We start from the raw sequence: 21,646 nt of genomic DNA, 5'->3' as shown, positions 1-21,646 counted from the left end.
GTCAGGACGAGCCCGGACCGGATGCGTTCGAGGGAGGGTGTCGCTCGCGGCGCGCCACCACGGCCGGGGCGGGCTTGGCGCGCTGGCGCTGCTTCCAGGCGGGCCCGATCAGACGCATGCCGCGCACCCGCTTGACCGCCACCAGGAAGTAGACGGCGCCGAGCACGGGCCACCAGCGGTCGCCGGCCGGCTCCATCCAGCGGTAGCGGTCCAGCCAAGACTGGGTGCGCAGCAACGGGCGGTAGCAGCCGAAGCGCCCGCCTTCGATCTCGAAGTTGAGCAGCCGCAGCCAGTCGCGCAGCCGCCAGTAGCCAATGAACTCGCCCATCTCGGGCAGCGGCGGCGCCCCCAGGCCCAGCCGCATGCCCATACGCGCGCAGCGCTGCTGCAAGCCCCACAGGCTGGCCGGGTTGAAGCCCAGGATGACCACCTTACCCTCGGGCACCAGCACTCGCTCGACCTCGCGCAGCGTCTGATGCGGATCGCCAGCCAGCTCCAGGCTGTGCGGCAGCACCACCAGGTCCAGGCTCTGAGTCTCGAACGGCAGCGCATGGAAATCGGCCACGACCGCGTGGGCGGTGGGCTGCGGCGCGGAGGACGGCTCATCGCCTTCGGGTAGCGGTGCGTGCAGCAGGGTCTGCGGCCCGGCCTGGCCGCTGCCGGGCGGGCGATCGAGCATCACCCAGCGGTGCGGCATGCGGTTGTGCCGCAGCGCATCCAGACAAGGCCAACCCAGTTGCACGGCGTGGAACCCAAAGAGGTCCGCCACGGTCCGATCGACCTGCTCGCGTTCCCACGCCAACAAGTACCGGCCCGCCGGGGTGAGCAGCCACTCCTCCAAACCTATAATCCGTCCTTCTTGCCTCATGAAACTGCTTGCCTTACCCGCCTTCGCCGACAACTACATCTGGATGCTCCACGATGGCCGCGAAGCCCTGGTGGTCGATCCGGGCGAAGCAACGCCGGTGATCGAGGCCCTGCAGACCCATGGCCTGAGGCTGAGCGGCATTCTAGTGACCCACCACCACGGCGACCATGTCGGCGGCATCGAGGCCTTGCGTAGCGTGCTGCACGGCCCGGTCTATGGCCCCGCGCGCGAGGCCATCCCGCCGCCCTACACCCCCCTGTCCGACGGCGCCCGGGTGCACTGGAACGGGCTGGACTTCGAGGTGATCGACGTGCCCGGACACACGGCCGGGCACATCGCCTACTGGAGCCCGCGCGTGGGCGACAGCCCCCTGCTCTTCTGTGGCGACACGCTGTTCTCGGCCGGATGCGGCCGTCTGTTCGAAGGCACGCCCGCGCAGATGAGCGCCTCGCTGGCGCGGCTTGCAGCGCTGCCGGGCGCCACCAGGGTGTGCTGCGCCCACGAGTACACGCTGGGCAATCTGCGCTTCGCGCAGGCCGTCGAACCGGGCAACGCCGCGCTGGCCGAGCACCTGCGTCACTGCGAGGCCCTGCGCGGGCGCGGTCACCCCACCCTGCCCAGCACCATCGCGCGCGAGCGCGCCATCAACCCCTTCCTGCGCTGCCGCGAGCCCGAGGTCGTGGCCGCGGCCCGGCGCCGTCACGCCGCGGCCGACGATGCCGTGGCCGTCCTAGCCGCTTTGCGCGAATGGAAGAACGAATTCCGATGATCTCTGCACTGCCTTTCCGCCCGCCCCGCCGCGTCGGCACGCTGGTGTCGCTGGTCCTGCTGGGCCTGGCCGGTTGCGCCAGCCTGCCCGCGCCCTCCCCGGCCCCGGTCGAAGCGCTTGCCTCCGCGGCGCCGGCCTCGGTGGCGCCAGCCGAGGCCGTGCCGGTCGCGGCGGCGCCCTTGCCGTCCGTGCCCGTTGCGGCCCCACAGCCCGCCGCGGCCGTGATCGTGCCCGACACCCACGGCCCCAGCACCGCGGCCGACGTGGGCGACGTCCCCGACGAGGTGGCCTCGCGCGACCTGTGGGAGCGCATTCGCGAAGGCTTCGCGATCCCCGACCTGGACAACGAACTGGTGCGCAACCGCGAGCGCTACTATGCCGCCCGCCCGGACTACATGCAGCGCATGACCGAGCGGGCCAGCCGCTACCTCTTCCATATCGTCGAGGAGGTGCAGCGCCGCGGCCTGCCCACCGAGCTGGCACTGCTGCCCTTCATCGAAAGCGCCTTCAACCCGCAGGCCCTGTCGAGTGCCCGCGCCTCGGGGATGTGGCAGTTCATCCCGTCCACGGGCCGCCACTACGATCTCAAGCAAAACATCTTCCGCGACGAACGGCGCGACGTGCTGGCCTCCACCCGGGCGGCGCTCGACTACCTGACGCGCCTGCACGGCATGTTCGGTGACTGGCACCTGGCCCTGGCAGCCTACAACTGGGGCGAAGGCAGCGTGCAGCGTGCGATCGCGCGCAACCGCCAGCAAGGCCGCCCCACCGACTACGAGAGCCTGCGCATGCCGACGGAGACGCGCTACTACGTCCCGAAGCTGCAGGCCATCAAGAACATCGTCGCCCGCCCCGAGGCCTTCGGCCTGTCGCTCACGCCCATCGAGAACCACCCCTATTTCCTCACGGTGGAGATCCAGCGCGACATCGACGTGGATCTGGCCGTCTCGCTCGCCGGCCTGGAGCGCACCGAGTTCATGGCCCTGAACCCCCAGCTCAACAAACCCGTGATCCTGGCCGCCGGGGTGCCGCAGATCCTGCTGCCCTACGACAATGCCAAGCGGTTCATTCGCAACCTCGCCCAGCACGAAGGCCCGCTGGCCAGTTGGACTGCCTGGGTCGCGCCACGTACACAGTCGCCAGCCGAGATCGCACGCGAGGTGGGCATGAGCGAGGCACAGTTGCGCGCGGTGAACAAGATCCCCCCGCGCATGATGGTCAAGGCCGGCTCGACGCTGCTCGTGCCGCGCAACGAACGCAAGCACCGGCATGACGTGGCAGGTCATATCGCCGACAACGCCACTCTGGCCCTTGCGCCCGTGCGCCCTCCGGGCAAGCGCATCGTCATTCGGGCCAATAGCAAAGACAGCGTGGCCAGCATCGCCCGCCGCTACCGCGTGTCCGCCACCGATGTGGCGGCCTGGAACAACGTGAGCCCCACCAGCCGCTTCACCCGCGGCCAGCGGGTGGTGGTTTACACCCGTGCCGTCCAGCAGACGGCAGCCAAGAAGCCGGTGACCCGCACACAAGCAAAGGCCCCGGCGGCCAAGCGGCCCACCGCGCAGGCCAAAGCCTCCCCACGCGCCAAGCAGCCGGTCAAGGTGGCGCGCCAGTGACGCGCCGCGCCCGGAGCACGAAGGCGTTGGTGTGGGTCGCGGCCATCGATCCGGCCCAGCCCGGCAGCGGCCCCACGCCCTCCAGCCCCTGCACCAACCGCCAGGCATTGCGCGCCGCCTCGTCCTCCAGCAACCCGTCAGGCGAATAAGCCTCGCGCACCCGGAAGAAGGCCGCCAGGTACAGCGCGCGGTCCCCCAGAGCGTGCGAGGGCGGCACGGTGGTCAGGAGGTCCGCCGGCGCGGCCGTCTGCAGCCAGCGCAAGGCCCTCAGTACGGCCTGCGTGAGGCCGTGCACGAGGTCCGAGCGCGATGCCACGTAGGCGCTGTGCGCGAACAGGCAGGTCGAAGGCAGCGGGCCGTCGAAGACGTCGGCCGCCCCCCGCAGGGTCCGGGCATCGGCAAGCAGGCGCAGCTCGCCACGCAATTCGAGCTGCGTCATGATCGGATCGGCATGACTGAGCGCCTGGATCCGGCCCTGGCGCCAAGCCAATGGCTCCGGCCCGCTGCCCGGCAGTTCGAGCCATTGCACCTCGGCCGGACTGAGACCGGCCTTGGCCAGCAAGGCCTGGGCCAGCAGACGGCTCAACGGCCCCTCGGTCGCCACGCCGATGCACTGGCCGCGCAGTTGCGAGACATGCTCGAACTGCGGCAACTGCCGTGTCGACACACCCATGGCCACCATCGGTGCCCGGCCCATCAGCACGAAGGACTGCCAGGGCCGTTCGTGAAGCCGCTGCAGGATGAGATGCACGTACGAGGCCGACACCACGTCCACACGCCCCTGTCGCAGCGCCTGGGCCAGGGCCGACATCGTGCCCAGGCCGATCAGGCGCACGTCCAAGCCCTCGTCGGTGAAGTAGCCGAGCTGCCCGGCCACGGTGAGCGGGAGGTGGAAGAGCGATTCCTCCCGCGTCAGTCCGATCGTCACCCGGCGCTGCTGGCGGGGCCGCTGGGCCAGGACCGCCGGGCCGGCCAGCCAGGCAGCCCCTGCCGCCACTCGCGCGAGCCAGCGCCGGCGGGACACCCCAGGAGGCCAGAAGGAAGAAAGGCGAGGCTGGGCCATGCCTCCACCTTAGGCAAGGTGGCTGCGCCCTCCCATCCGGACGGGTCCTGTCAGGGAAAGTCCGCGGGAACCCGGCCCCAGGGCCCCTCAGCGTCGATCGACCAGGGCGTGGGCGATCGTGCCCAGGTCGACGTACTCGAGCTCGCTGCCGGCCGGCACGCCGCGGGCCAAGCGCGTTACCGTCAGATGCCGGGCCCTCAGGGCCTCGCCGAGCACATGGGCCGTGGCCTCGCCCTCGGCCGTGAAGTTGGTGGCGAGGATGACCTCCCTCACCGGCCCATCGGTGACACGTTGATACAACTTTGACAGGCCGATGTCGCGCGGACCCACGCCGTCAAGCGGGCTGAGCTTGCCCTGGAGCACGAAATACAGTCCACGGTAGCTGCCCGTGCGCTCGATGGCGGCCAGGTCGGCAGGGGTCTCGACGACGCACAGCAGGCTGGCGTCGCGCAGCGGATCCCGGCAGGTGTCGCAGATCTCGTCTTCCGTGAAGGTGTTGCACCGCCGGCAGTGGCGCACTGCGTCCATCGCGGCTCGCAGAGCCTGCGACAGCCGGTGTGCACCGTCGCGGTCGTGCTGCAGCAGGTGGTAGGCCATGCGCGCAGCCGATTTCGGCCCCACGCCGGGCAAGCGGCGCAAAGCCTCGACCAGTTCGTCCAGCGCGCGTGTGGCCATGGCCGGCGCGACGACGGGTCAGAAGGGGAACTTCATGCCGGGCGGCAACGGCATGCCGGCGGTGAGCTTGCCCATCTTCTCCTGGCTCACCTCCTCGGCCCGACGCACCGCATCGTTGAACGCGGCGGCCACCAGGTCTTCCAGCATGTCCTTGTCGTCGGCCAGCAGGCTGGGGTCGATGCTCACGCGGCGCACGTCGTGCCGGCAGGTCATCTGCACCTTCACCAGGCCGGCACCGGACTGGCCTTCCACCTCGGTGTGCGCCAGTTCCTCCTGCGCTTTGCGCAGGTTGTCCTGCATCGCCTGAGCCTGCTTCATCAGGCCTGCGAGTTGTCCTTTGAGCATGGGTCGGTCCTTTCCTGGGGAAAACGAGGCGGCCCGGCGCCGGCCGGCACCGCCGAAGGGTCACAACGGCCTGATCGAGCCGGGCACGACACGCGCCGTGCTGAATTCCTGCATCAGCGACACCACATACGGGTCGTTGAGTATCGCCGCCTCGGCCGCCTGCTGGCGCATCGCCTTCGCCTGGGCCTCCCGGCGGGCGGGCGTGTCCTCCGTGGGGCCCACCGACAGATCCAGCACCACCGCCTGGCCCAACACTTCCGACACCGCCGCTTGCAGCCGGGAGCGTGCCGGGGCCGATGCGAGGGTCTCGCGTTCGACTTGGAGCTGCCAGCGCGCCGGCTGAACCGATTCGTCCACCGCGAGGCATTGCGCCTGCAGGGCCAGCTCGCGCACCAGGGCCGTCACCAGGCCCCGGTCGATCATCTGCTGCACCAGCGACTGCCAACGGTCTCCCAGCGGCGTGGTGGCCACCGGGGTCGCCGCGGCGGGTGCGGCCGCGGGTGCGCAGGTCTCGTCACGCTCGGGCCGGGGCGGTGTCCCCTCCTCAGAAGGGTGAAGGGCCGCCGGCACCTCCTCCTCCCAAGGCGGCGTGCCGTGGGCCTGCGCCACCGCAGCGGCCGCAACCCGGGGCGCTGCCACCCCGGGCGCGCGCCCTTGCGGCGGTGCCGAGCGTGTCGGCGGCGGGGCGGGGACAGCTGGCTTCGGGGCAAGCGGTGCCGCACGCGGTGGCACGCTGGTGCGTGCCGTGGCGGCCGGACTGCGCTGCAAGGGCGCCGACGCCGGTCGTGCTGCACCTGGCACAGCGGGGCGGAAGGCCAGCATGCGCAGCAGGGCCATCGTCAGGGCCCCGTACTCGTCGGCGGCCAGGCCCAGCTCGTGGCGCCCCTGCAGCGCGATGCTGTAGAGCAACTGAGTGTCTTCGGGCGGCAGGGCAGCGGCCAGGGCCTGCAAGGTGGCGTCGTCGGGATCGTCGGTCGTGCCCGCCTGCGGCACCACCTGGCGAACCGCCAGTTCCTGCAGTACCCCGGCCATCTCCTCCAGGGCGCCGGAGGGTGACAGGCCCTGCAATCGCATCCCGTCGGTGATCGCCAGCAGCGCCGGTCCATCGCCGGCGGCCAGCGCTTCGATCAGACGGTACACGTGGCCGCGATCGACCGCGCCCAGCATCTGCCGCACGCCAGCTTCAGCAAGGATGCCCGAGCCGTAGGCGATGGCCTGGTCGGTCAGCGACAGCGCATCGCGCATCGAGCCGCGCGCAGCCCGCGCCAGAAGACGCAGTGCGCCCGGTTCGGCCTCGATGCCTTCGGCAGCGAGCACCTGCTGCAGATGCTCCAGCACGGTCTGCGGAGCCATCGGGCGCAGGTTGAACTGCAGGCAGCGCGACAGCACCGTGGGAGGCACTTTTTGGGGGTCGGTCGTGGCCAGCACGAACTTCAGGTATTCCGGGGGCTCCTCCAGCGTCTTCAGCATCGCGTTGAAGGCGTGGTTGGAGAGCATGTGTACTTCGTCGATCATGTAGACCTTGAAGCGCCCCACCACCGGCTTGTAGACGGCTTGATCGAGCAATTGGGAGATCTCGTCCACGCCCCGATTGGAGGCCGCATCGAGTTCGACATAGTCGACGAAACGTCCCGCATCGATGTCCCTGCAGGCCTGGCACACGCCGCAGGGCTTGGCGGTCACGCCGCCCTGCCCGTCCGGGCCCATGCAATTGAGCGACTTGGCCAGGATGCGCGAGACCGTGGTCTTGCCCACACCGCGCGTGCCGGTGAACAGATAGGCATGGTGCAGTCGCTGCTGTGTCAGCGCATTGGACAGGGCCTGCACCACATGGGCCTGGCCCACCATCTGCTCGAAGGTGCGTGGGCGGTACTTCCGGGCCAGGACGAGGTAACTCATGGGGCGGATTCTACGGGGGGCTGATGGCCTCAGCCTTGCCGGGCTGCCTCCCGGCCGCGCTCGATGTCCACCGGCCGCAGCAGCAGCAGCCCCGCCACGAAAAACAGCCCTGTGGAGACGATGGCCAGCCGGTGGTTGCCGGCCGTCCACCACGTCACGAGACCGTAGGTGATGGGCCCCACGATGGCGGCCAACCGTACCGCAAAGGTCCACAGGCCGAAGAACTCCGCCAGGTGTTTCTGCGGCGCAAACAGGCCGGCCAGTGCACGCCCGGCCGACTGGCTGGAGCCCATGCACAGGCCGGCGATGACGGCGGCGGCCCAGAACAACGCGGCCGACGTGGCCAGGTAGGCCAGCACCACCATCGCGATCCAGCCCACCAGCGTGAGCGCGAGCGAGCCTTTGTGACCCAGGCGGTCTTGCAGGTAGCCGAAGCCGAAAGCGCCAAGGGCCGAAGCGATGTTGACGAGAAAGACCAGGGCCATGGTCTGCTGCTGCTGGAAGCCCAGCACCTGCTCGGCATAGACGGCCGCCAGCGCAATCACCACGGCGATGCCGGCCTGGTAGCTGGTGGTACACGCCAGCAACCAGGTGAAGTCGCGATAACGGCGCGCGCGATGCCAGGTCTGCCACAGGCGATCGATCGAGGCGCGCAGCCCCCGCTCCCTCAAGGCCTGAGGCTGGGGCACGGCCCGTTCCTTCAACAAGGCGAAGGTGACCAGCGAGGCCACACCGTACACCGTCGCGGTGATCACCATCGTGACCGGCACGAAGTGGGTGGCAGGCAGCCCCTGGGCCTGGGCCCACAGCACATAAGCCAGGCTCAGGCCCAGCGAGAGCATGCCGCCGAAGTAGCCGAAGCTCCAGCCCCAGCCCGAAACGCGGCCCAGCGCATGCTGGCGGGCCAGTTCGGGCAGAAAGGACGCGATCAGCGATTCGCCGTAGGCATAAAAGCTGTTGGAAAGGATGATGGCCACCACGGCCAGTGTCACGTCGCCGCGGCCCACCAGCGCCAGCGCCAGAGTGGTCAGCACGCAGCCGGCGGTCGTGAAGGCCAACAGTCGCTTCTTGGCCGCACGCAGATCGGCGTAGGCACCGATGGTGGGGGCAGTGAGCATCACCAGAAGGCACGAGGCCGACAGCGAGGCCGTCCAGGCCAGCGTGGCCCATTGCGCCCCCTCGGCCACCACGCCCACGAAGTAGGCATTGAACACGGCCGTGAGGACGACCGTGGTGTAACCCGAGTTGGCGAAGTCGTACATCGCCCACCCGAACACCTCGCGCTTGCGCACACCCTCATTCAAGGCTTGCTGGGGGAACACGGCCGCCATGGGATCTCCTTGTGCACGGTGGCGGGCATGATGCCAGAGCCGCCTGCCTGGGCGTGCGGTGTGGACCGCACGGACCGTGTCGATGGTGCCCCGGGCCGGACTCGAACCGGCACGCCTCCTCTCGGACGGCGGCGGATTTTAAGTCCGCTGCGTCTACCCGTTTCGCCACCGGGGCCCCGGGGGCGAGTGTACGGGACCGGGCCCGTTGGGCGTGCTCATGCCCCAAGAGGCTGGAGCGCTGCGTAGAGCTTGCGAAGTTCGTCGCGCAGGCTGCGCATCAACGACAGGTCACGGTCGGACAGTTTGAAGCCGTCGGGCTGCGCATGGTCAGCATAGAGCGCGGCTGCCGTGTGCCGGCCATCGCTGATGGGCAATAGCATGAAGGCCGGGGCAGCCACGTGGGTGCGGAACCAGGCCGGCAGCTTGGCTGCGAGGCCGGGCACGGTGGCATCGCGGATGAGGGAGTCGGCCCCCTTGGCACACAGGGCGCTGAAGGCATCGGCTGCATCGTCGCGGGCGAAACGGAAATGGGCGCTCAGCGACGCGCCCCCCTCTCCCCAGACCCTGCGAGCTAGGAACCAGCCACTGGCAGGCTCGAGTTCCACCAGCACCACACGGCGGCAGCCGAGATGACGCAGCACCGCCTGGCCGGCGATGTCCAGACAAGTGTCGCGTCCCTCGCGGCGAAGCAGCGCGGTGCGCATGTCGAGGATGGCCTGAGACAGGGGATGGGTCGGCGAGGCGCCGGCAGCCGGGATGGCGCCCGCCCGGGCCGGCCTCGCGGCGGGACTGCGCCGCGCCAGGGCCACGGGTGGGGCGGCGGTGCCGGCAGCGTCCCAGACCTGCTGGGTCTGAAGACCCAGCGCCGCCGCGTACTGGTCGAGCCAGTGCACCGTCTCGGCGGGAATCTCGCGGGCCGCATCGCGCGTGCGCGTGCCCGCGACGACGTTGCCCACGCCGCCGAGCAGGCGGAACCAGTCGCCACGCCGCTCCGGGGCGCGCACAGGGGTGCCGGGCCGGGGCGCGCGCATCACACGGAGCAATTCTTCAGGCAAGCCCCAGCTGCGCCCCACGGCCACTCCGAGATCCTCGAACGTCAACCCGAGCACGGCGCGGGCGGCCTGCTCCTCGCTTTGGCCCTGGCTGCGCGCCAGCTGGCGCACCTGGGCGGCCTCGTCAGGCAGGTGATGCTGCACCAGCACGCGCCCGAGGTTCTGCATCAGCGCTGCAATGTAGCTTTCCTCTTCCTCGGCCTGCGTGGGGCACAGGCGGGCCGCGATGCGGCCGGCCACGCGACAGCGCGCGTATTCGTCGGCCAGTGCCTCGCGCAGGGCACTGTCGCGCAGATCTTCGAGCTGGGGCAAGGTGCCTGCCAAGTCGCGCAGGGCTTCGAAGCCCAGCAGGGCGATGCTGCGCGAGACGGTCGTGATGCTGCCGCCTCCCACGGAGCTGAAGTAGGCGGCGTTGGTCATGCGCAGCAACTTGTGCGCCAGCGCAGCATCGTCGAGCACGGCCCGCGCGATCTCGTCGAGGTTCACCCGTTCGGCACCGGCCAGGCGGCGCACGCGGCGCACCGCCTCGGCCTGCACCGGCAGGTCGCCGTGATGGGCCAGGCTGAGCAGCAAGCGCTGCACCGTGCGCTGCGCCAGCGTGTCGCCGCTGCCGTCCAGCAAGGCCGGCGTGAGCCAGTCCTGCAAGGCCTGACGCAGTGCCTGGGCACTGTCCGGGCGTTGCAGGGGATCGCGCGCGAGGGCCGAGTGCACGATGGCACGCAGCCCGGCCTCGGCGGGTTGATCCAGGATCCGCTGCGGCAGACGAAGCTCCTGCACTTGCAGCATCTCGAGCGCCCGGCGCGGCTGAGGGTCCGCCACCGCCGCGCGCCCCACGAGAAGTTCATACAGGAGCAAGCCCACCGCGTAGACGTCGCTGCGCGGGTCGGCACGCCGCCCGGCAGCCACCTCGGGGGCCAGGTACAGCCCGCGTGCGGTGGCTTGCCGAGTCGGATCGATGACCCGTCCGTCTGGTTCGAAGGCACCGAGCAAGGCACGGCCGGTGATGTCCAGCCAGACGGCATCAGGACGCACATGTCCGTGCACCACACCGGCGGCATGGGCATGGGACAACGCATCGAGCACGCCAATGGCCACCAGCACGGCTTGACGAACCGGCATGGTCTCGTGGTCGGCCAACCATTGCGAGAGCGCCACACCGGCCAGCGGCGCGCACACGAGCACAGCCCGGTCCGCCTCGATGCGGGCTTCGACCGCGTGCACGATGTTGGGGTGGCTCAGCGCACACTGTGCCCGGGTCGCTTCGCGCCAGGTGGCCGGCGTCAGCCGAGGCAGGGGTGGGTGCAGCCAGACCTGGAGCAGCCAGTCGCGTTCGGCGGCCACCTCGCGCGCCTGCCACCAGGCGCTGTCGACGTCGCTGGTCATCAGGCGCACCAGGTGGTAGCGCCCCAGCGACGCGGTTTCGGCCTCGGAATCGATGGTGCTCACATCAAGTCAGGTGAAAAGGGCGCACGACAGGCCCCCATTTCAACATGGTCGCCCCCTCCTCTCGCCGGAGAACTGCCGGGGGTTTGCCCTGCATCTTCCGATCCGCCTCACCCCGATCAGGAGGAGGATTGCTTGAACGCCATCACCGCCTGGTTACGCAGGGTGCGCAGCAACGAGAGCTCACGCTCGCCGATCGAGATCGCACCGGCCTGGGCTTTGTCGGCATAGATCAGACCCAGCGCCCCTTGGCGCAGCATGAGCGGCAGCAGCAGGAAGGTGGGCGCATGGACTTGCCGGCGATACCAGTCGGGCAGCCGGGCCGACAAGCTCGGCGCCGTGGCATCGGAGATCAGCGTATCGGCCCCCTTTTTGCACACCAGGGCGAACAAATCGGTGGCCGACGGCGCCAGGTCGATGCGGAACTGGGCCGCGACTTGCGGGGCATCCGGCCCCAAGCCGAAGCGCCCACTCATCACGGCACTGCGGGGATCGCGCAGACACAGCAGCACACGCTGGAAGGCCAGCGAGCGGTACATCACCTCCAAGATCATGCGCAGCACTTCGTTGAGCCTGAAGTTCTCGACGAGCGCGTTGCTGACGTCCTGGATGCCGGCGGCCAGCACTTGGGCGGCCTGGTCGGCAGCCGGATCGGGTGCGGCATCGCGCGCCCCGGCGTGCGTCAGGACCGCCGTGTCGAGATCGTGCTCGCCCAGGCCGACGTCGGCTCCAACGGCCGTTGCCGTGCCGGCCTGAGTGCGCAGCAATCGCTCGCTACGGCTGCCTGGTGGCACCTGGATGTCCATAGCCGGCACCATCTCGGCCATGCGTTCCCGCGAGCGCTGCACGGCCCCCAGCACCTCACGGTCCGACAAGCCCAACGCGGAAACGTATCGGACGGCCACGGTCCGCAGCGCGTCGTCCTGGTGGGCACGCTCCGTGTGGAGCACGGCATCGGCCAGATCGTTGCCCGCACAGGCCAGCAAGCGCAGTCGCTCGCCCGGGGAGTCGGGTTTCTTCAGCGGCGCATCGGCCGCCAGCTTGCGCATGCTGCGCTGCAGCGTCTCGGGCAACCCCCAGTGGCGCGCGACGCCAATGCCCAGCGCTTCGTAGCTCAGGCCCAGCACCTGCACGGCCGCCTGAGCCTCGCCCGGACCCGCACCGCGGTCGACCTGCACGAGGCGGCGGACCTGCTCGGCCTCCTCAGGAAAGTAGAACTGGGCCAGGGTGCGCCCGAGGTTCTGGAACAGAGCGCAGATGAAGGCCTCTTCAGCCTCGCGGTCGTTGACCGCCAGTTCACGCGCCACGTTGCCGGCCATCAGCGAGCGCAGGAACTCCTCCTTCAGCGAGGCCGCATGAGCCTTGTCCTGCATGTGCTCCAGCACGACGAGCGACAGCGCCAGATTGCGAATCCCGGCAAAGCCCACCAGGGCGGCAGCGCGCGACACGGTGCTGATCGTGCCGCCGCCGGCCGTGCGGAAGTGGGCCGAGTTGACGATGCGCAGCAGCTTGTTCGTCAACGCCACATCCTTGAGGATTTCATTGGCCAGGCTGTTGAGGCTCTCGTGCTCCGAGGCGGTGATGCGCTGGATGCGCCCCACCGCGTCTGTCAGCGCCGGAAAGTCGCTCTTGTGGCGCATGCGGCGCATCAAGAACTCCAGCGTGGCGTGGCCTGCGGCCTCGCCGCCGTCGTTCCTCGGGCTCTGCCAGGCCTGTAGAGCTTCAGCCATCTCGCCCGTGCTGGCAAAACGCACCGCGGTGTCACGAGCGGTGGCCCGGTGCACGATGGCCCGCAGGGTGTCGTCTACCGGGTGGGGCAGTTGTGCCGGCAGGGCCACGTCCTCGTGCGTGAGCCGGTGCAAGGCCCGGTACGGATCGGGCTCGCGCACGGCGGGGCACCCGGCGAGCATTTCGTAGAGCACCAGGCCGGCGGCAAACACATCGGCCTGCGCAGTCGCAGGGCGGCCCTGGGCCAGTTCAGGCGCCATGTAACCCGGCGTGCCCACCAGGGCCTCCTGCACGGCGCCGTGACGCTGGTTCACCGCGATGCCGAAGTCCATCACGCGCGCGCGGCCGTCGCGATCCAGGAGAATGTTCGAAGGCTTGAGGTCGCGATGGATGACGCCGGCGCGATGGGCATGCTCGAGACCGTCGAGTACCCCCAGCATCAGGCGCACCGCCTCGGCCGCTGGCATGGCGCCGTGCTCGCGCAGATGCTGCGACAGCGTCGGGCCGTCGACCAGCTCGAACACGAGATAGGGGTGGCGGTCGTGAACATCGGCCTCGAACAGGGGGACGATGTGGGGATGCGTCAGGCGTGCCACCGCGCGGGCCTCGTGCAGCCACTGGGCCAGCGCCTCGCCGTCGCTGGCTTGCGCCCGGTGCAGCTTGAGGGCCACGTCGCGGTCCAGCCGTGGGTCGAAAGCCCGCCAGACGGCGCTTTGCCCCCCCTGGCCGAGTAGCTGGCGCAATTCATAGCGGCCCAGGGTACGGGCCGGCGGGCGGACGGTGGCGGGAGACGGCATGCCGGCGCGCGGGTGAACGAACGATGCCCGATTGGACACCCGGATGGCCCGACCGAAACGGGGAACAAACCCCGCCAAAGCGGGCCTATTTCGCAGCAGGCGCGACTTCCACGAGCCGGCCGTCGCCGGTGATGAAGGCTGCACGCACCGGCCGATGCGGGTCTCCCGCCTCGACGGCACGCCGGTAGCGCTCCAGTTGCGCCACCAGCTCCGGGTCGGTCTCAGGCCGGAACTCGGTCTTGTAGTCCAGCACCCACCATTGCTCCCCTTCTGCACCCTGGTGCAACACCAGGCGGTCGATACGGCCAGGGCGCCCATCGGCCACGACCGGCACCTCGTTGCCAGCCCACGCCAGCGGCTGCCCGCCCAGCAAGGCGTGGATCCGTGCATCGGCGAGCATGCGCCGCACCACGTCCGCCGCTGCCCGGGCCGTGGCCTCGTCGGCCCCGAGCGCCTGCGCCGCGGCCTGGGCAAGCAGATCCACGCGGTCCGGCTCCGGCCCCTGCGGACCGGCCAGCCATTCCAGACAACGGTGCACCACCTCGCCCAGGCGCGCCGCGGCCGGCCGCGCGACGGCGCCAGCCGCCGCCGCGAGCGGTGCGCGGCGTTGCAGCCTCGGCAGGCGCCAAATCTGCACTTCGGCCGCAGGCGCCTCGGACACGCCTGCCCCCTGCGACGGCGGCATCCAGGGTTCGCACACCGCCGCCAGCCGCGACCACCAGCTCGGGCCCTCCTGCCCCAGATGAGGCTCGATGGCACTGACCACGAGCTGCTCGCGTGCCCGTGTCATCGCCACATACAGGCCGTTCATCTCCTCGCGCGCGCGCGCCAAGCGCTCCAGGGCCATGGCTTGCTCCAGGCTGGGTGCCGGCTGCCGCTCGGTGGCCACGAAGGCGAAGCAGCCCGGCCGCGCCTGGCCGGCCGGCCAGTCCACCAACACGGTGGCGCTGTCGTGGCGGTCGGCACTGCTGCGTCGTTCCGGGTCGGTGTCGATCACGAAAACCACGCGGGCCTCCAGTCCCTTGGCGCCGTGGATGGTGAGCAGTTGCACCGCGTCGGGCGCGCTGCCCAGGGACACGCTGGGCGAACGCCTGCGCAGTGCCTGCACGAACTGGTGAGGGGTGGCATAACGGCCGCCGTCGAGTTCGAGCGACCACGACAGCAGGGCCTCCAGGTGGCCTCTGACCGACTCGCGCAGCTGCGGCGGCACCCGCCGCGCATAGCGCGCCAGCACGTCGCCTTCGGCGTAGATGCGGTCGAGCAAATCGTGCGGGGGCAAATGGCGGGCCACCTCGGCCCATCCGGGCAAGAGCGCGCGGGCCCGGCGCAAGGCCTCGCCGGGCGGTTCGCCCGACGCGGCCGCGCCGGTCAGCGCCGCCCACCAGCCCCCGACCTCCCGGGCGCGCTGCGCCAGCCAGACGAGCTCGTCGTCGCCGGCGTCGAACAGCGGCGAGCGCAGCGCCTGGGCCAGCGACAGGGCGTGGCCGGGCGACACCAAGACATCGAGCAGGGCCACGAGGTCGCGCACCTCCAGCGCCTCCATCAGCGCGTGATCCTCGGGGCTGGCGCAGGCGATCTGCCGCTCTCGCAGAGCCTGAGCAACCCAGCCCAGCGGAGCACGCCTGCGCGCCAGCACCTGAATGTCTCCCGGCGCCACCCCATCCACCCGCACCAGGTGCTCGATGGCCTGGGCCACGGCTCGCGCCTCCTGGGCCCGCCAGGGCTCCTGCTCCTCGTGGCGCGGCTGCGTCAGGCTGTCGCGCCACGACGGTGCCGCCGGGGCACGAACCTCGCGCTCGGGCCGCTCGATGCGCGGCAGCGCACGCACCCTTGCGGTGGGCCCATCGTCGCGATGCTCGGTGGTGTGAGGCCGAAAACCTTCGAAGGCCCCTTCGGCCTGCGCCGCCCCGAACACGGCATTCAGGGCCTCGATCACGGCCCTCGCGTTGCGGCGGGTGTGATCGCACTCCAGCACCGAGCCGCCCAGGCCTTGCACCACCAGGGTCTTGGCCGCCTCGAACACGCGCGGCTCGGCCCGCCGGAAGCGGTAGATGCTCTGCTTGGGATCGCCCACGATGAACACCCCGGGCGCGCGCTGCCCGCTCGCCCCGCCGCCCGCCCCGGCATAGGACGACAACCACTGAGACAGGGCCTGCCATTGCAGCGGGTTGGTGTCCTGGAACTCGTCGATCAGGATCTGGCTCACCCGCGCGTCCAAGCGCTCCTGCATCCAGGCTCCCAGCCCCCCGTCGCTCAGCAAGGTCAGCGCGCAGCGCTCCAAGTCGGCCATGTCGGCCAGGCCCCGGTGCCGCTTCACCGATCGATAGGCCTCGAGCAGCAAACGCCCTAGGCGCACCAGCCGCTGGTGCTCCTGGTGAGCGCGCTCCTGCTCCACACCCTGCTGGATCTCGTCCAGCCATGCCACGGCCTCGTCCAGGCCGGGCGCCTCGAGGTGTCGGCGCAAGCTGCCCTTCTGGGTGAGCAGCGCCGCGCGAGCAGCCGCCAGTGCGGCCTCGTCGTCGGGCAGCGCCAACGCCTCTTGCAGCGCCTGAGCGGCCTTGCGCGGCGTGGCCTTGTCCTGAGCCCCCAGCGCACGGGCCACGGCCTGCAGCACACCGCTGACCGCCGGATGACGCAGACGCTGTGCCGGATGCGCCAACCCGGCAAATACCGACCGCCATTGCGCAGCCGGCGGCACGCTCGCGGCCAGGGTGCCGGCGGCATCGGCCAGCTCGAACTCCACGCGCTTGTCGATCAACCCCAGCAGCCACTCGCGCACGCGCCCCCGGGGATGTTCCCGCATCAGAGCAGCGAGATCCTCGCGCAAAGCCGGATCACGATGCACACGGCCCAGCCATTCGCGCCAAGTCGGCCCGTGCAGCTCGGCGCTGTCCTCCAGCAACTGAGCCTCAGGCACCAAGCCCAGCCGCTCGATCACCTGCAGCGGTGCGGCGCGCATGAGCTGAGCGAACCAGGCATGGAAAGTGCGCACCTCCACCTGCTCGCCCGCTGTCAGCAACCGCTCATACAGCCCCGCCAGCACCGGCGCCTGCCTGCGCGCCTCCTGCGGGCTCAAGCCCCGCTCCACAAGCGCCGACACCCGTGCGTCGTCGTCGGCCAGCGCCAGGTCTGCCAACCACTCCATCAGGCGCGCACGCATCTCTCCAGCGGCCTTTTTCGTGAACGTGATGGCCAGGATCTCGCGCGCCGGCACGCCCTCGAGCAGCGCACGCAAAATGCGTGACACCAGCATCCAGGTCTTGCCCGCGCCAGCACAGGCCTCCACGACCACGCTGCGTCTCGGATCGCAGGCCTGGGCGTAGAACGCCTCGCGGCTGACCAGATGCCCATCGATGCGGTAGGCCGCTGCGCCGGCGTGCCCCGATGCCTCGTTCATGCCACCTCCCTCGCCACCGCGGCCCAGTGATCCTTGCGGCACAGGCCTGCTGCCGCGCAGTGCATGCACGCCGGACCATCGCCCAAGGGCGGCAGCGGTGCGCCCTGCGCCAGGCGGCCGAGATCTTCGGCCAGCCCGGTCCTCAAGGCGGCTGCGCTGTCAGCCACCCGTGGATGCTCGATCCATCGCACCGGCACCTCCAATGCCAGATAACCGGCTTCCAACTCTTGAGCGTCCTCGCCGGCGTCTTCCCACAACGCCGCATAAAAGGCCAGTTGGGTGTCTTCCAGCGGCTGGCGCACACGCATGCGAAGACTCTCTGCCGAGGAGGTTTTGTAATCGATCAGCCGGGCGCGAACCGGGCGCCCCTCTCCCTGAGAAAGCCGGTCCACCCGGTCCAGCACCCCCCGCATGCCCACCGCCCCCACCCCTGGCACCGAAACGGGCCACTCTGCGCGCTCGAAGCGCCAGCCCTGGACCTCCTGGTCGCGCAGCCAATCGACATAGGCAGGCGCCAGCCGCTCGAACTGCAGCCACTCGGCAAGAAAGGCCGCCTCGTCCAGCCCCAGCACCTCGCGCTGTGCCCGGCCGATCGTCAGCAGGCAGTCGACATCGGCCTGCCGATCACCGACCGGCGACGACCGCGTCGTGTGGAAGGCGTGCAGCACCGCGTGCAGCCAGAGGCCCTGGTCACGACGGTCGGGCTCGTCGTCGAGCACCTCCACCTCCTCCAGGCCCAGCATGCGCAAGGCAAAGAAACGATAAGGGCAGACCCGCAAAGCCTCGTAGGCCGTGGCGCTCACCTGAGCCGGCACAAGCGCAGGCGCTGACGGCTGCGTGGGCCCCACAGGGCAGACCGGCAGGGCCTGCGGCACCCGCGCCTGCGGCGCCATCGACCAGTCGCGCCCCGCGCGGCGCAGCGCCAGGCGCACGGGCTCCAGCAGCGGCGAGACCTGCAACGGCTCTCCCTGGTGGCTGCGCCGCCACGACAGGCTCAACCGCGGATGCGAGAGCACATGGTTCAGCGCCACGCGCTCACGCTGCCAAGCCTCCTCGCGGGTGGGCAAGCCCAAGTCGCGCCGTTCGGCCTCGCTCAAACACCCCCCGACGGCCGCCGGGGCGCCCAGGTGGGTGTGGTCACAGCCCGGCAGAACCACCGCGGCGAAGGGTCGCAGCAGGCAGCGCGGCAGGGGCGCGATCACCACCTCCACCGGCTCGGCCGGCGCCGGCCGAAACGACACGGATTCCAGCACCTCGTCCACCCAAGCCAAGTGATCGGCCCGGTCCAATTCGAGCCGCCCTGCCTGCCGGCCGTACGGCCCCGGCGCCGCAGCCCCCTCCGGCAGACGCAAGGCCTGCAGCAGCTGGGCCCCGGCCGGATCGAGCTGCAGGCGCTCCCAGGCCCCGCATTGCCGCAGTCCCTGTGCGAGCGCCTGCTGCCATTGCGCCAGGCTGGCACGCGACAGCCGCCCCAACGGCCTGCAGGCCTCGGTCCAGGCCCGCCACAGCGCCAGGGCCGCATCAGGCAACGCCTGCACCCGCACCTGCGCCACCCAGGCCGCCTGCTGTCGGCGCAGGGCGGCCTCCAGCACCGGCACCACCGCCCCCTGTCCCGGCAGGTCCACGAAGCCACTCTTGAGCCAGTCCAGCAGCTCCTCGGTGGCCGCGCGCGGGCCGCTCAGCCGCAGCAACCCCATCACACAGGCGCCAGCCCGGGTGGTGGACAGCTTCCAGCCCGTCTCGTCATGAATGCCCACCTGCTCGCGATCCAGCAAGGCCCGAATACGACGCACCAGCCCTCGATCCTGTGCCACCAAGGCGACCGGCACCTCCCCGTCGGCCACGTGGCGCAAGATCCGGGCGGCGGCCACCTGGGCCTCCTCCTCGGCGTCCTGGCAAACCGTCAAAGAGGGCGCCCCAGGCGCCGAGACGTCCGCGACCAGCGAGGGGGGGCAGTTCAAGTCCAGCCACAGCACCGGCCCGGGGAACTGCGCCACCACCGACTCCATCAGCCGATCCGCCGGACCGGCCTGCACCACCGCCCAGGCCCCCGGGGTCGCCCGGAACAGCCCGTCTGTGGAAGCACTATCGCGCTGACGCGCCCAGGCCCAGGCCACGCGGGCCAGCGCCCCCTCCACCTCGCCGGCGCTCACCTGGGCGTCCACCCGGACGCCCAGCCGTTCCTGCACCTTCACCCACCAGGCCTCGCGCAGATCGGGAGACAGGCGGGCAGCCCCCTCCATCAGTTGATGGGTGGTGTCCACGAGCAGCCGTACCCAGTGCCGGAACATGGCCGGATCGTCTCGAGCGACCCGCTGCGCCCAACCCTGCCGCGCCAGCAACTGCGCGGCCATCAAACGGTCGACCACCGCGTCGCCAGTGGGCGCCTCCTCCGGCACGGCCCTCAGGGGATCCAGTGCGCCCGCCAGCGTCTCGGTGGTCTCGAAACGGGGCATCCAGCCTGCCCCTGCGTGCCGAGCCCAAGCCTCGCGCGCCAGAGGCAGGTGTTGCGCAAAAGGCACGATCACCCAGAGATCACGCGCCACCAAACCATGGCGGCGGACGAAATCCTGCAACTCCAACGCCACCGCCGTCCAGGACTCGGACGGCTGCGACAAGCAACGCCGCTCAAACAAAGTGAAGGTCGAGGAAGACATGCTCGAAAAAGGGCCGACACGCTTTGTGCCAAAATCATTGTGCCTTGCTGGGCGTCGTCGCCCGGCGCACACGAGGATTGAACAATGAGCAGCGAGCTGATCAAACACGTCTCGGATGCGTCCTTCGACGCCGACGTGCTGCAGGCGGACAAGCCTGTGCTGGTGGACTACTGGGCCGAATGGTGCGGCCCATGCAAGATGATCGCCCCCATCCTGGACGAGGTGGCCAAGGACTACGACGGCCGGCTGCAAATCGCCAAGATGAACGTCGACGAGAACCGGGAAGTGCCTGCCAAGTTCGGCATCCGCGGCATTCCCACCCTGATGCTCTTCAAAGGCGGCCAACTCGCCGGCACCAAAGTCGGCGCCCTGTCCAAGGCCCAGTTGACGGCCTTCGTCGACGGGCATCTATAATCAGCGCCAAATTTGGCTGACGCCGGAGCCACAAGCCCGGCGCAGCTCAACGGGCAATAGGTCGCTGAACACGCCGCTGCGCCAAATCGTCGGCGCCCAGTTTCGGCTCACCACCCTTCCCAGACTCAGCATCCGCGAACGTTGCGGGTGATGGCCGGTCCAGGCTGACAGGACTGCATGTCCCACCGGCATCGCAGCCGCCTCGCCGGGCCCTTGGCTCCTCCAGTTTCGACACCACACCGACCAGGGTTCCCACCCATGCACCTTTCAGAACTCAAAGTCCTGCACGTCTCGGAGCTCATCAAGATGGCCGAGTCGCTGGAGATCGAGAACACCAGCCGCATGCGCAAGCAGGAGCTGATGTTCGCGATCATGAAAAAGCGCGCCAAGCAGGGCGAGCAGGTTTTCGGCGACGGCGTACTGGAAGTGCTGCCCGACGGCTTCGGCTTCCTGCGCTCGCCCGAGACCAGCTTCCTGGCCAGCACGGACGACATCTACCTCTCGCCCAGCCAGATCCGCCGGTTCAACCTGCACACTGGCGACATGATCGAGGGAGAGGTGCGCACACCCAAGGACGGTGAACGCTATTTCGCCCTGGTGAAGGTGGACCGGGTCAACGGTCTCACCCCCGAGGAGAACAAACACAAAATCATGTTCGAGAACTTGACGCCGCTCTTCCCGAAAGAGCAGTTCAAGCTCGAACGCGACATCCGGTCGGACGAGAACATCACCAGCCGCATCATCGACCTCATCGCCCCGATCGGCAAAGGCCAGCGGGCCCTGCTGGTGGCGCCGCCCAAGAGCGGCAAGACGGTGATGATGCAGCATCTGGCTCACGCCATCACGGCCAACTACCCCGATGTCTACCTCATCGTGCTGCTCGTGGACGAGCGCCCCGAGGAGGTGACCGAAATGCAGCGCACCGTGCGCGGCGAGGTCATCAGCTCCACCTTCGACGAGCCCGCCGCCCGCCACGTGCAAGTGGCCGAGATGGTCATCGAACGGGCCAAGCGCCTGGTCGAGCTGAAAAAGGACGTGGTGATCCTGCTGGACTCCATCACCCGCCTGGCGCGTGCCTACAACAACGTGCTGCCCTCATCAGGCAAGGTACTCACCGGCGGCGTGGACGCCAACGCCCTGCAGCGGCCTAAGCGCTTCTTCGGCGCGGCGCGCAACATCGAAGAAGGCGGCTCGCTCACCATCATTGGCACGGCGCTCATCGACACCGGCAGCCGGATGGACGAGGTGATCTACGAAGAGTTCAAGGGCACCGGCAATTGCGAGATCCACCTGGACCGCCGCATGGCCGAAAAACGCGTCTACCCCTCCATCCTGCTGAACAAATCGGGCACCCGCCGCGAGGAGCTGCTGCTCAAGCCTGAGATCCTGCAAAAGACCTGGATCCTGCGCAAGCTGCTCTACCCGATGGACGAGATCGAGGCGATGGAGTTCATCCTCGACAAGATGAAGTCCACCAAGAACAACCACGACTTCTTCGACATGATGCGTCGAGGGGGGTGAGTCGGGACCAGGAACAGCCCCTGCGGGCTGTTCCGCGCCCGACGAACCGGTCGAGCTCTGCGAGACCGCGG

General features: G+C 69.8%; 14 protein-coding genes and 1 tRNA gene. 4 read left to right on the top strand and 11 right to left on the bottom strand.

What is annotated here, in order from left to right; genetic code table 11:
- Window position 1: 1 nt before the first annotated feature.
- Entirely contained in the window at window positions 2-868 is an 867-nt protein-coding gene (locus tag ACK4ZD_RS01085) for a class I SAM-dependent methyltransferase (RefSeq protein WP_409657516.1), read from the bottom strand.
- Between ACK4ZD_RS01085 and gloB the strand changes: the two genes are divergently transcribed.
- A complete protein-coding gene (gene gloB, locus ACK4ZD_RS01080) occupies window positions 867-1,637 on the top strand; it encodes a hydroxyacylglutathione hydrolase (RefSeq protein WP_409657513.1) in 771 nt (256 codons plus the stop codon). The genes ACK4ZD_RS01085 and gloB overlap by 2 nt on opposite strands.
- Window positions 1,634-3,253, top strand: a complete 1,620-nt coding sequence (locus ACK4ZD_RS01075) for a transglycosylase SLT domain-containing protein (protein WP_409657510.1) — start codon at window positions 1,634-1,636, stop codon at window positions 3,251-3,253. Before gloB ends, ACK4ZD_RS01075 begins: the two co-directional genes overlap by 4 nt.
- Here ACK4ZD_RS01075 and ACK4ZD_RS01070 read toward each other — a convergent pair.
- From ACK4ZD_RS01070 to ACK4ZD_RS01025, 10 genes are all read right to left on the bottom strand, one after another.
- Complete coding sequence (locus ACK4ZD_RS01070; RefSeq protein WP_409657507.1) at window positions 3,234-4,316, bottom strand: ABC transporter substrate-binding protein; 1,083 nt, start codon at window positions 4,314-4,316, stop codon at window positions 3,234-3,236. The genes ACK4ZD_RS01075 and ACK4ZD_RS01070 overlap by 20 nt on opposite strands.
- Before the next feature lie 87 nt (window positions 4,317-4,403).
- Window positions 4,404-4,991, bottom strand: coding sequence for a recombination mediator RecR (gene recR / locus ACK4ZD_RS01065; protein WP_409657504.1), 588 nt, complete (start codon window positions 4,989-4,991; stop codon window positions 4,404-4,406).
- Window positions 4,992-5,009: 18 nt separating this feature from the next.
- Window positions 5,010-5,336 (bottom strand): YbaB/EbfC family nucleoid-associated protein, encoded by a 327-nt coding sequence (locus ACK4ZD_RS01060; RefSeq protein WP_409657501.1) that lies wholly within the window; start codon window positions 5,334-5,336, stop codon window positions 5,010-5,012.
- 60 nt (window positions 5,337-5,396) lie between these two features.
- Complete coding sequence (dnaX, locus tag ACK4ZD_RS01055) at window positions 5,397-7,235, bottom strand: DNA polymerase III subunit gamma/tau (protein WP_409657498.1); 1,839 nt, start codon at window positions 7,233-7,235, stop codon at window positions 5,397-5,399.
- Window positions 7,236-7,264: 29 nt separating this feature from the next.
- On the bottom strand, window positions 7,265-8,566 hold the full coding sequence (locus ACK4ZD_RS01050) for an MFS transporter (protein WP_409657495.1): 1,302 nt from the start codon (window positions 8,564-8,566) through the stop codon (window positions 7,265-7,267).
- Window positions 8,567-8,649: 83 nt separating this feature from the next.
- A tRNA-Leu gene (locus tag ACK4ZD_RS01045) sits at window positions 8,650-8,741 on the bottom strand.
- Between the two features lie 40 nt (window positions 8,742-8,781).
- Window positions 8,782-11,064 (bottom strand): serine/threonine-protein kinase, encoded by a 2,283-nt coding sequence (locus ACK4ZD_RS01040; protein ID WP_409657492.1) that lies wholly within the window; start codon window positions 11,062-11,064, stop codon window positions 8,782-8,784.
- A 116-nt stretch (window positions 11,065-11,180) separates the two neighbouring features.
- A complete protein-coding gene (locus ACK4ZD_RS01035; RefSeq protein WP_409657488.1) occupies window positions 11,181-13,586 on the bottom strand; it encodes a protein kinase domain-containing protein in 2,406 nt (801 codons plus the stop codon).
- A gap of 85 nt (window positions 13,587-13,671) precedes the next feature.
- Window positions 13,672-16,983: a UvrD-helicase domain-containing protein gene (locus ACK4ZD_RS01030; protein ID WP_409657485.1), complete on the bottom strand. Its 3,312-nt coding sequence runs from the start codon at window positions 16,981-16,983 to the stop codon at window positions 13,672-13,674.
- The gene (locus tag ACK4ZD_RS01025; RefSeq protein WP_409657482.1) at window positions 16,980-19,601 is read right to left on the bottom strand and encodes a PD-(D/E)XK nuclease family protein; all 2,622 of its coding nucleotides are present in this window, start codon (window positions 19,599-19,601) and stop codon (window positions 16,980-16,982) included. The genes ACK4ZD_RS01030 and ACK4ZD_RS01025 overlap by 4 nt, the downstream gene beginning before the upstream one ends.
- 123 nt (window positions 19,602-19,724) lie before the next feature.
- Between ACK4ZD_RS01025 and trxA the strand changes: the two genes are divergently transcribed.
- Window positions 19,725-20,054 carry a thioredoxin TrxA gene (gene trxA, locus ACK4ZD_RS01020; RefSeq protein ID WP_409657479.1) on the top strand — a complete coding sequence of 110 codons (330 nt, stop codon included), beginning with the start codon at window positions 19,725-19,727 and terminating at the stop codon, window positions 20,052-20,054.
- 258 nt (window positions 20,055-20,312) lie between these two features.
- On the top strand, window positions 20,313-21,575 hold the full coding sequence (rho, locus tag ACK4ZD_RS01015; RefSeq protein WP_409657476.1) for a transcription termination factor Rho: 1,263 nt from the start codon (window positions 20,313-20,315) through the stop codon (window positions 21,573-21,575).
- Window positions 21,576-21,646 lie beyond the last annotated feature (71 nt).

Source organism: Caldimonas sp. (assembly GCF_046291045.1).
Taxonomy (GTDB): Bacteria; Pseudomonadota; Gammaproteobacteria; order Burkholderiales; family Burkholderiaceae_C; genus Caldimonas.
The sequence above is the reverse complement of the archived record's forward strand: the minus strand, read 5'-3'. Positions and strand labels throughout refer to the sequence as shown.